Raw genomic sequence first — 10790 nt, 5'->3', positions numbered from 1 at the left:
ATCGCCACATAAGGCAGAAAGAGGCGCTTCTTCGACAGTCTCTGCACCTCGCAAGGCATTATCGCCCATAACGCGATCAAAGCGTCTTCAACCGTGTTGGCAAAGACAAGTTCTCCAGTGGCCTCTATATCTGGCCCTGCGAGTGGTGTAGCGCACCCGGAAACCACATATAGCTCTTCTGCTCCAAGGCGTAGTCTGGCGGCTTGCTGCTAATGACCGGTTGACGTTATTTCAGGTGTCTGTATTTGCGCTTCACAATATCCTGCACCGGCACGTTCTCAATCTTGCTCTCGAGCCACGAGATGATATCCAGGTATAGGAATGGCCGCTTTTCGTAGGGGTCAGCCGAAATCAGCAGCAGCTTTTCCTTTAAGTTGATGAACGCTTCCTTCAGCTCGTTTGGCGACACGTCGCCCAGGTTGCGCAGAAACCGGAAAATCTCGACCTGCATCTCCTGCTGATCGTTCATCTTGCCCAGGAAACGGTACACCGACCGGATCTGATACTCCAGCCCTTCGTCCTCCCCGGCCTCGTAGTGGGCAATCAGGTTCAGGATACGGGCAAAGCATTGCAGGTCTTCCCGCAGGCTGGTGTCTTTGTACTGGATGATCTTGTTGAGGTACTCAATGGCCTTGTAGTTGTCGCCGCTGCCAAAGTAGAGGCTGGCAATCTTGTAGTAGAACGTGAGCATGCGGTGCGGATCCAGGTGCGACCGGTAGCGGTTCAGGTTCTCGAGCAGCTCGGGTATAATCTGCAATCCCTCCGTAAACTCCCCTTTCAAAAAGAAGCTGTTAATCTTGTTGGTATAAATGAACAGGAACAGCAGCACTTCCGAGTTAGGGGTGGGACGCCGGTCGGGGTCAGCGGAAAAGTCCTCGAGTTTCTTCAAGACCTCCACGAACCTGCTGTAATAAAGCATGTTATATAGCGACAGGAGCAGGTTGTGCAGGCCTTTTATATACAGGGTGTCCTGCTTGTACTTCATCTCAGGGTATAGCTCAAACAAATCCACCCACTTCTGGGCATAGCGGTAGCACGACTTGAAGTTCTGGTTGATGTAATGGTACCAGACGTGTGCCTGGTAGTAGTAGAGTTTCTCGTAAAATCCGGCCCTCGTCAAGTCTACTTCCGGCATGTTCGCCTTAAAGAAGTCCGTGGTATGGTTATAGTCCTCCACATTGCGGGAGTGCCCCATCCGGATATAGAGCCCATACAGGCGCAGGGCGGCATTGGAGAGGGCATGGATTTGCGAAACGTGCTGCGCCGTGTCAATGGCCTCAGCTGAGAGCGACTCGGCCCTTCCCTCCAGGCTTCGCGTGATGTACTGCGACTCGATCAGCTTCTCGAAGTCAATGGCCATCAGGGCGATATGGGGCATCTCGGCCTGCTGCGCGCTTACTTTCACCTTCTCCAGCATCTTCAGGCTTTGCTGGTAGAAGCCCTTGTTGTACAGCACGCGCGCATAATCCATCTGCTCGTGCAGCTGTATGTCCGTGTTCTGGCTGGCATGGTAGAGGCGGAGGCTGGAGAGCAGCTGCCTGTATAGGTTGGCCTTCATGTTGGGGAGCTGCGTCTTCTTCACGGCAGGCGCGTTTTCCAGCACCTTCTCCTCCTCATACAGGGCCTGCCCGTCCATGGCGTCGAATAACTGCAAAAATTTAAGCCCCTCCGTGGAGCCCTGCCGCTTGGCGAACAGGCGGAAGTGCCTTTTTTCGGTTTTGGTGAGTGATTTAACTAACTGAAAAACAGGATCCGTGGTTTCGTTAGACATTGTATAGTTTTATTAGTTAAATCGCATCAAGTCAGTCAGTTATGAATGTATATTCTGCGATTAGAAATAACAGGCCTATCTGAAAATAGTTTTTGTGGCTGCTGTTTTTCGTATTACTTGCCCTCTAAGTACTGAATTAATTTCTGGAATCAAGATCAAATTAACTATGTCGGCTCAAAAAATACAAATCTTTGACACCACCCTGCGGGATGGCGAGCAAGTGCCCGGTTGCAAACTGAACATGGATGAGAAACTGGTAATTGCAAGGCAGCTCGAACTACTGGGAGTGGACGTGATTGAAGCAGGGTTTCCTGTATCGAGCCCAGGTGATTTTGAGGCGGTGAAAGCCATCGCCAGCCAAACAAAGGAAGCGACTGTCTGCGGCCTGTCCAGGGCTGTGGAAGAGGATATCCGCGTGGCGGCTGACGCGCTCATGGGAGCACGCCGCCCCCGCATCCATACCGGTATCGGCACTTCCGACTCGCACATCAACTTTAAGCTGCGCAGCACCCAGGACAAAGTGCTGGAGCGTGCCATCGCGGCCGTGACCCTGGCCAAGAGCTTTGTGGAAGACGTGGAGTTTTATGCTGAAGACGCCGGCCGGACAGAGAATGAGTTTCTGGCCAAAGTGTGCGAGGCCGCTGTGAAGGCCGGTGCCACCGTGCTTAACATCCCGGACACGACGGGCTATTGCCTGCCTGAAGAGTATGGCGCGAAGATAAAGTACCTGTATGAGAATGTGAAAGGCATCGACCGCGTGCGCCTCTCCACGCACTGCCACAACGACCTGGGTTTGGCCACGGCCAACTCGATTGCGGGTGTGGTGAACGGTGCCCGACAGATAGAATGCACCATCAACGGGGTAGGGGAGCGCGCCGGTAACACGGCCTTAGAGGAAGTGGTGATGATTTTGCGCCAGCACCCTTACCTGAACCTCGACACGAACGTGAACACCAAACTACTGGCCGAGACTTCGTCCATGGTTTCGCATATGATGCGCATGCCGGTGCAGCCAAACAAGGCGATCGTGGGCTCCAACGCCTTCTCGCATTCCAGCGGCATCCACCAGGATGGCGTGATCAAGCACCGCGAGACGTATGAGATCATCGACCCGCGCGATGTCGGGGTGTCGGATTCCTCCATCGTCCTGACGGCCCGCTCTGGCCGTGCCGCGCTGGCGTACCGCCTGCAGAAGATCGGTTACAATTTCGACAAGTCGACGCTGGACAGGGCCTATGCCTCTTTCCTGCAGGTTGCGGACCGCACCAAGGAAGTAGTGGACACCGATTTGCATACCTTAGTGGAACAAGAAAACCTGGTTGCCGCCAGCTAATATGAAAAAGACATTATTCGACAAGATATGGGAGGCGCATGTCGTCCGCTCAATGGGCGGGCTGGATGTTTTTTACATCGACAAGCACCTGATACATGAGGTAACGAGCCCGCAGGCCTTCGACGAGATTTCTGCGCGGAACCTGCCTTTATACCGCAAAAACCAGATTGTGGCCACCGCCGACCACAATGTGCCTACCGTGAACCAGCACCTGCCTATTCAGGAGCCGCTCTCGCGCATGCAGGTGGACAAACTGACCGAAAACTGCGCCAAGCACGGCGTAGAACTGTTCGGGCTGGGGCATCAGAACCAAGGCATCGTGCACGTGATCGGGCCGGAACTGGGCATCACCCAGCCGGGCATGACGATTGTGTGCGGCGACAGCCATACCTCCACGCACGGCGCGTTTGGCGCGATTGCCTTCGGGATCGGCACCAGCCAGGTGGCGCAGGTAATGGCCTCGCAATGCCTGCTTATCAGCCGGCCCAAGAAAATGCGCATCACCGTGGACGGCGAACTGGGCCGCGGCGTGTCTGCCAAAGACCTGATCCTGTACGTGATCTCCAAGCTGGGCACCGGTGGCGCCACGGGCTATTTTGTGGAGTATGCCGGCAGCGCCGTGCGCTCGCTGAGCATGGAAGGCCGCATGACAGTCTGCAATATGAGCATTGAGATGGGCGCCCGGGGTGGTATGATTGCCCCAGACGAGACCACGTTCGCTTACGTGAATGGCCGCGAGCACGCCCCGAAAGGAGAGCGCTGGGAGCAGGCCTTGGCCTACTGGAAAACCCTGTACTCTGAGGAAGGCGCTACCTTTGATAAGGAGTACTTCTTCAGCGCGGAGGAAATTTCCCCGATGATCACCTACGGCACCAACCCGGGAATGGGCATTGCCTTAACGGGAGCCATACCAACAACGGTGCCGGCAGGCGAAACAGCCAGCTTCGACAAGTCGCTGGAGTACATGGGTTTTGCGCCCGGCGAATCGCTGCTGGGCAAAGAGGTCAATTACGTGTTCATCGGCAGCTGCACCAACTCCCGCATCGAAGACCTGCGGGTAGTGGCGGAGTTTGTGAAGGGCCGCCACAAGGCAAGCCACGTGGAGGCGATCATCGTGCCGGGCTCGAAGCACGTGGAGCAGCAGGCCATAGCCGAGGGCATCGACGTGTTGCTGGCGGAAGCGGGCTTTGAGCTGCGCGAGCCGGGCTGCAGTGCCTGCCTGGCCATGAACGAGGACAAGATCCCGGCGGGCGCGTATTGCGTGTCCACCTCCAACCGCAACTTTGAGGGCCGCCAGGGCCCCGGCTCCAGAACTTTGCTGGCCAGCCCGTTGGTAGCGGCCATCACCGCCGTGGAAGGAAAGATTGTTGACGTGACAAAATACCTGAATTAATGGAAAAGTTCGAGATTATACAGTCGGGCGCAGTTCCGTTACCGATAGAAAACATAGACACCGACCAGATCATCCCGGCGCGGTTCCTGAAGGCCACTTCCAGAGAGGGCTTCGGCGAGAACCTGTTCCGGGACTGGCGCTACGATGGCGATGGCAACCCGAAGATGGGCTTTGCCCTGAACAACCCGCGCTACAGCGGCCAGATACTGGTTGCCGGCAAGAACTTCGGGTGCGGTTCCAGCCGCGAGCACGCCGCCTGGGCCATACACGACGCCGGTTTCCGGGTGGTGATCTCCAGCTATTTTGCGGATATCTTCCGAGGCAATGCCCTGAACAATGGCCTGCTGCCTGTGCAGGTTTCGGATGAGCTGCTGCACCGCCTTTTGGAGCAGGTAGAACAGGAGCCGCAAACGCAGTTTGTAGTGGATCTGGTAAAGCAGGAACTTTTTATACCTGCCTGGAACGAAAGCGTTTCGTTTGAGATTGATCCTTACAAGAAGGAGTGCCTGATTAACGGCTACGACGACATAGATTTTTTAGTGAGCCAGAAAGAGGCCATAGAAGTATACGAAAGCACAAGAGCATGGGCGTATTAAATAAGAAGATAGCAGTGTTGCCAGGCGATGGCATTGGCCCTGAAGTTTGTAACGAGGCCATCCGGGTGCTGGAGGCCGTGGCCGAGAGGTTCGGCCACAAGTTTGCGTTTGACAAGTACCTGATGGGGGCCTGCGCCATCGACGAGACCGGCGACCCGCTGCCGGACGAGACACTGCAAGCCTGCCTGGAGGCGGATGCCATCCTGCTCGGCGCCATCGGCGATCCGAAGTACGACAACGACCCTTCGGCCAAAGTGCGCCCGGAGCAGGGGTTGCTGCGCTTGCGCAAGTCGCTGGGGCTCTTCGCCAACATCCGGCCAGTTACGGCATATAACGTGCTGTTGGAGCATTCGCCGCTGAAGAACGACCGCATTGCCGGGGCCGATATGCTGATTTTCCGGGAACTGACCGGGGGTGTTTATTTCGGTGAGAAAGGACGCACCGCGGATACTGCCTATGACAACTGCACTTACAGCCGCGAGGAAATTGAGCGCATCGCGCATCTGGCGTTTCAGGCAGCTGCAACGCGCCGCAAAAAACTGACGCTGGTGGACAAGGCCAACGTGCTGGAGACGTCGCGTTTGTGGCGCGAGGTGGTGCAGGGCATCGCCAAAGGCTACCCCGATGTGGCCGTAGACTACCTTTTCGTGGACAATGCCGCCATGCAACTTATTCTTAACCCCAAGCAGTTCGACGTGATCCTGACGGAAAACATGTTCGGCGACATCCTTTCGGATGAGGCGTCTGTTATCGCCGGTTCGCTGGGGCTTTTGCCGTCTGCTTCGGTGGGCAACGTGGTCTCCTTATTTGAGCCCATACATGGTTCATACCCGCAGGCCAAAGGAAAGGGCATCGCCAACCCGATTGCCGCCATCCTCTCCGTGGCCATGATGCTGGAGCACTTCGACCTGCAGCAGGAAGCCACTGTGGTGAAGGATGCCGTGCAGTATGCCCTGGAGAAGAAAGTGCTGACGCCCGAGCTGAACGCGCATTCGCCCTATACCACTGAGCAGGTAGGTACCTTTATCTCCTATTGCGTGCTGGACGGGGCCGAAACAGGCCCCTACAAGTACAACATGGAGGTAGGGCTCAGCACGATCATCTAAACGCAGTTGACCCAACAGGGCATACAGATCATGCAGCCATCTCTACATCGGGATGGCTGTTTTTTTTAACTCCTCCGCCCAGAACCACCGGAGCTTGCCGGCTGTGTTGGTATACCCGCTGGCAGGGCATCCAATTGACGAAACAGGAGGCTACGGCAGGGGTATGGCAGGAATTTCTGGTAGAGTTAGCTTAAAATTAAGAACAGTTTTTCTTTTAGATAATGTATGGCCGCTAAATGTAAACGTATGATAATAAGATAGTTATCAACTTTAGTTAAGGTTTTAGAAATAGTAAGGTTTTGCAAGGGTCGTTTGAACAATAGAACCGAATGGCGGAAATTGGATACCGTAAATCACTTACAAGACATTCATACATCAGAACAAACGATGGAGTGGCACTAAAAAGGCTCGCAGCGCCTGCCGCACATCATAAACCAGACACACGCTCCATGGCCTTAAACAAATACAGCCGCATATACACACAAGACGATAGCCTGCCGGCTTCACAAGCGATGTTAATCGGCTCCGGATTGTCGGAGGAAGACCTGCTCAAGCCTTTCGTGGGCGTTTGTTCCACGGGCTTTGAGGGCAACACCTGCAACATGCACCTGGACGGCCTGGCCGACGAGGTGAAGAAGGGCGTGAACCAGTTGGGTATGGTAGGCCTGCGTTTCAATACCATCGGCGTGAGCGACGGCATCACCAACGGCACCGAGGGCATGCGCTACTCGCTGGTTTCGCGGGAAGTGATCGCTGACTCTATCGAGACGATCACGGGGGCGCACAACTACGATGCCCTGGCCTGCGTGGTGGGCTGCGACAAGAACATGCCCGGCTCGCTGATCGCGATGGCCCGCCTGAACCGACCGTCGCTGATGGTATATGGCGGCACAATAAAGGGCGGCGACTTTAAAGGCGAGAAACTGAACATCGTGTCGTGCTTCGAGGCCTATGGCAAGAAGCTCAACAACAATATCTCTGAGGAAGATTACCGAGGCATCATCCGCAATGCATGTCCCGGTCCGGGTGCCTGCGGCGGCATGTATACCGCCAACACTATGGCTTCCGCAGCCGAGGCCTTGGGTATGGCCATACCATATACCTCCTCTTCGCCAGCGGTTAGCCAGATGAAAAAAGACGAGTGCCTGCATACCGGGCACTATCTGTTAAACCTGTTGGAGAAAGACATCAAGCCAAGCGACATCCTGGTGCGCGAGGCCTTCGAGAACGCCATGGTGGTCATCACGGTGCTCGGCGGGTCTACCAACGCGGTGATCCATTTGATTGCGATTGCCAGCGCCGCAGGCGTGAAACTGACCCTGGATGATTTCCAGGCGGTGAGCAACCGCATCCCGGTGCTCGGCGACATGAAGCCAAGCGGCAAGTACCTGATGGAGGACCTTTGCGCCTTGGGCGGTGTGCCGGCCGTGATGAAGACGCTCCTCAACGAGGGCCTCATCAACGGCGACCTGCTGACCGTGACCGGCAAGACGGTGGCGGAGAACCTGGCCGATGTGAAGCCGCTGGGCGAGGAGCAGGACCTCTTACGCCCGGTCTCCAATCCCATCAAAGCCGACGGCCATATCCAGATTCTGTATGGCAACCTGGCCACCAAAGGCGGCGTGGCCAAAATCAGTGGCAAAGAAGGGTTGAAATACGAAGGCCCCGCTGTGGTCTTCAACTCCGAAGAAGAACTGAACGAAGGACTGAAAGTAAATAAAGTAAAGGCAGGCGACGTGGTGGTGATCCGCTACGTGGGGCCGAAAGGCGGGCCCGGCATGCCGGAGATGCTCAAGCCAACCTCAGCCATTATGGGGGCCGGGCTGGGCGACAAAGTGGCCCTGATCACCGACGGCCGCTTCTCGGGCGGAACCCATGGCTTTGTGATCGGCCACGTCTGCCCCGAGGCCTTTGACGGTGGCACGATTGCTCTGGTGGAAGACGGCGACATCATCACCCTCGACGCATCCAGCAACACCATTCACCTGAACGTGGATGACGCTCTGCTCTCGCTGCGCCGCGACAAGTGGGTGGCCCCGGAGCCCCGGGTGAAGCGCGGGGTACTGCAGAAATATATCAGAACCGTGAGCGACGCAAGCAACGGATGTATAACAGATTTAGAAGAAGCTTATGTTGACGCAAGAGAAACACGCTCCAGAATTAACTAAAGAGGAGAAGACAATATCAGGTGGCGAGGCCCTTATCCTGGGGCTGCTGCAGGAGGGCGTTGACACTATCTTCGGCTATCCGGGCGGTGCCATCATGCCGATATACGATTCTTTGTACGACTACAGAGAGGCGCTGAACCACGTGCTGGTGCGCCACGAGCAAGGCGGTATACACGCAGGCCAGGGCTATGCCCGGGCCTCCGGCAAGGTAGGGGTGGTGTTTGCCACCAGCGGCCCCGGGGCCACCAACCTGATCACCGGCCTGGCCGATGCCATGATCGACAGCACGCCGCTGGTATGTATAACCGGACAGGTTTTCGCGCATCTTTTGGGCACAGACGCCTTCCAGGAGGCGGATGTGATCAGCATCTCCGCGCCAGTCACCAAGTGGAACTACCAGGTGACCGATGCCAATGAAATACCCGCCGCTTTGGCGAAAGCCTTTTATATAGCTAAAAGCGGCCGCCCCGGCCCCGTGGTGCTCGACATCACGAAGAACGCGCAGTTGCAGCAGTTCAACTTTACGGGCCATACCCCCTGCAGCCATATCCGGAGCTACCGGCCCACGCCGATTGTGCGCAGGGAGTACATTGAAGAGGCTGCGGCGCTGATCAACCAGGCTAAGAAGCCATTCGTGCTGTGGGGCCAGGGCGTGATGCTGGGTTCAGCGGAGCAGGAGTTTAAGGCCTTTATCGAGAAAAGCGGTATACCGGCCGCCTGGACGATAATGGGCGCAGGCGCGCTGCCCAGCGACCATGAGCTGAACGTGGGCATGCTGGGCATGCACGGCAACTATGGCCCGAACGTGCTCACAAACGAATGCGACGTGCTCATTGCCATCGGGATGCGCTTCGACGACCGGGTAACCGGGCGCCTCGACAAGTATGCCAAGCAGGCCCAGGTGGTGCACCTCGACATTGATCCCTCTGAAATAGACAAGAACGTGAAGGCCACCGTGCCGGTATGGGGCGACTGCAAAGAGACCCTGCCGCTCCTGACACAGCTCGTGGACGCGAAAAAGCATGAGGAGTGGCTCCAGAAGTTTAAGGACTATACCGCCCAGGAAGTAGAGCAGGTCATTCAGGACGAGCTTTTCCCGACATCCGGCGAGATGACGATGGGGGAGGTGATGCAGCAGCTAAACGAGCTCACCAACGGCGACGCCATTATTGTGAGCGACGTGGGCCAGAACCAGATGGTGGCCTGCCGCTACGCCAAACTCAACCATACCCGCAGCAACATTACCAGCGGCGGCCTGGGCACCATGGGCTTTGCCCTGCCTGCCGCCATCGGGGCCAAATTCGGGGCACCCGACCGCACCGTGGTGGCCTTTGCAGGCGACGGCGGTATCCAGATGACGATACAGGAGCTGGGCACCATCATGCAGAGCAACGTGGATGTGAAGATCATCATCGTGAACAACCAGTTTCTGGGGATGGTACGGCAGTGGCAGCAGCTCTTCCACGAGCGGCGCTACTCGTTTGTAGACATCACCAGCCCGGATTACATCAAGGTGGCCGAAGGGTATGGCATTGCGGGCAGGAAGATCTCTGAGCGGGAGAACCTGAGAGGCGCACTGCAGGAAATGCTGGCGCACAAGGGCTCTTATCTGCTGGAGGTGATGGTGACCAAGGAGAACAACGTGTTCCCGATGGTGCCACAGGGATGCAGTGTAAGCGAAATCAGGTTGAAATAAGCGGAAGCAGAAACAGTATGAGCAATCAGAATCATATAGACAGGCAGGAGTTTAACATCACGGTATACACCGAGCACCATGTGGGGCTGCTGAACCGGATCGCGACTATTTTCTCGCGCCGTAAAATGAACATCGAAAGCCTGAACACGTCGCCGTCAGAGATCGAGGGCATCCACCGCTTCAACATCGTGATCAACGAGACGGAGGAGGTGATCCGGAAGCTGACGCGGCAGATCGAGAAGCAGGTGGAGGTCCTGAAAGTATACTACCATACCAACGAGGACGTGATCTGGCAGGAAATGGCGCTCTACAAAGTGCCCACCGACGTGATTGCCGAGAAGGCGCTGGTAGAGCGGCTGCTGCGCGAGAACGGTGCCCGCGCCGTGGTGATCCGGAAAGACTATACCGTGTTCGAAACAACCGGTCACCGTGAGGAGACGGACAACCTCATCAAGGTGCTCCAGCCCTACGGACTGATCGAGTTTGTGCGCAGTGCGCGCATCGCCATCATCAAAGGGAGCGAGGGCTTTAACAGAAAGCTGCGCGAGTTTGAGGTGGCCGAGCCGAGCGACGAGGTAAAAGAAAACGAGTACCTGAATACCGGGGAGAGCATCTTCACGATGTAACCCAAACCCAGGGGGATGCCTCTGGCTGGAGGTATGGGCAAGCCGCTGTGTAGCCGCCCGCCCATACCCCGACTTAAAAAAGTAAAAGAATCATAAACCTA

General features: G+C 56.4%; 8 protein-coding genes. 7 read left to right on the top strand and 1 reads right to left on the bottom strand.

Annotation, left to right across the window (positions count from 1 at the left end):
* Positions 1-226 precede the first annotated feature (226 nt).
* A complete protein-coding gene (locus MKJ04_RS05095) occupies positions 227-1771 on the bottom strand; it encodes a hypothetical protein (protein WP_241639907.1) in 1545 nt (514 codons plus the stop codon).
* A gap of 166 nt (positions 1772-1937) precedes the next feature.
* On the opposite strand from MKJ04_RS05095, the gene MKJ04_RS05090 reads away from it, so the two are divergent.
* The 7 genes from MKJ04_RS05090 to ilvN all read left to right on the top strand — a co-directional run bounded on the left by MKJ04_RS05090 (position 1938) and on the right by ilvN (position 10689).
* Positions 1938-3104 (top strand): 2-isopropylmalate synthase, encoded by a 1167-nt coding sequence (locus MKJ04_RS05090; protein WP_241639905.1) that lies wholly within the window; start codon positions 1938-1940, stop codon positions 3102-3104.
* Between the two features lies 1 nt (position 3105).
* Positions 3106-4497 (top strand): 3-isopropylmalate dehydratase large subunit, encoded by a 1392-nt coding sequence (leuC, locus tag MKJ04_RS05085; RefSeq protein ID WP_241639903.1) that lies wholly within the window; start codon positions 3106-3108, stop codon positions 4495-4497.
* Positions 4497-5093 carry a 3-isopropylmalate dehydratase small subunit gene (gene leuD, locus MKJ04_RS05080; RefSeq protein ID WP_241639901.1) on the top strand — a complete coding sequence of 199 codons (597 nt, stop codon included), beginning with the start codon at positions 4497-4499 and terminating at the stop codon, positions 5091-5093. The genes leuC and leuD overlap by 1 nt, the downstream gene beginning before the upstream one ends.
* Positions 5081-6199 carry a 3-isopropylmalate dehydrogenase gene (leuB, locus tag MKJ04_RS05075; RefSeq protein WP_241639899.1) on the top strand — a complete coding sequence of 373 codons (1119 nt, stop codon included), beginning with the start codon at positions 5081-5083 and terminating at the stop codon, positions 6197-6199. The genes leuD and leuB overlap by 13 nt, the downstream gene beginning before the upstream one ends.
* Before the next feature lie 449 nt (positions 6200-6648).
* Positions 6649-8367, top strand: a complete 1719-nt coding sequence (gene ilvD, locus MKJ04_RS05070) for a dihydroxy-acid dehydratase (protein WP_241639897.1) — start codon at positions 6649-6651, stop codon at positions 8365-8367.
* On the top strand, positions 8330-10063 hold the full coding sequence (gene ilvB, locus MKJ04_RS05065) for a biosynthetic-type acetolactate synthase large subunit (RefSeq protein WP_241639895.1): 1734 nt from the start codon (positions 8330-8332) through the stop codon (positions 10061-10063). The genes ilvD and ilvB overlap by 38 nt, the downstream gene beginning before the upstream one ends.
* A gap of 17 nt (positions 10064-10080) precedes the next feature.
* The gene (gene ilvN / locus MKJ04_RS05060) at positions 10081-10689 is read left to right on the top strand and encodes an acetolactate synthase small subunit (protein ID WP_241639893.1); all 609 of its coding nucleotides are present in this window, start codon (positions 10081-10083) and stop codon (positions 10687-10689) included.
* Positions 10690-10790: the final 101 nt, after the last annotated feature.

This window comes from Pontibacter sp. E15-1 (genome assembly GCF_022601975.1).
In the GTDB taxonomy this organism is placed as follows: domain Bacteria; phylum Bacteroidota; class Bacteroidia; order Cytophagales; family Hymenobacteraceae; genus Pontibacter.
The sequence above is the reverse complement of the archived record's forward strand: the minus strand, read 5'-3'. Positions and strand labels throughout refer to the sequence as shown.

Excerpts from the sequence above, each read along its gene's own strand:
- ilvD (WP_241639897.1), top strand. The coding sequence starts at position 6,649 with ATGGCCTTAAACAAATACAGCCGCATATACACACAAGACGATAGCCTG.
- ilvB (WP_241639895.1), top strand. The coding sequence starts at position 8,330 with ATGTTGACGCAAGAGAAACACGCTCCAGAATTAACTAAAGAGGAGAAG.
- MKJ04_RS05095 (WP_241639907.1), bottom strand. The coding sequence starts at position 1,771 with ATGTCTAACGAAACCACGGATCCTGTTTTTCAGTTAGTTAAATCACTC.
- leuC (WP_241639903.1), top strand. The coding sequence starts at position 3,106 with ATGAAAAAGACATTATTCGACAAGATATGGGAGGCGCATGTCGTCCGC.
- leuB (WP_241639899.1), top strand. The coding sequence starts at position 5,081 with ATGGGCGTATTAAATAAGAAGATAGCAGTGTTGCCAGGCGATGGCATT.
- MKJ04_RS05090 (WP_241639905.1), top strand. The coding sequence starts at position 1,938 with ATGTCGGCTCAAAAAATACAAATCTTTGACACCACCCTGCGGGATGGC.
- ilvN (WP_241639893.1), top strand. The coding sequence starts at position 10,081 with ATGAGCAATCAGAATCATATAGACAGGCAGGAGTTTAACATCACGGTA.
- leuD (WP_241639901.1), top strand. The coding sequence starts at position 4,497 with ATGGAAAAGTTCGAGATTATACAGTCGGGCGCAGTTCCGTTACCGATA.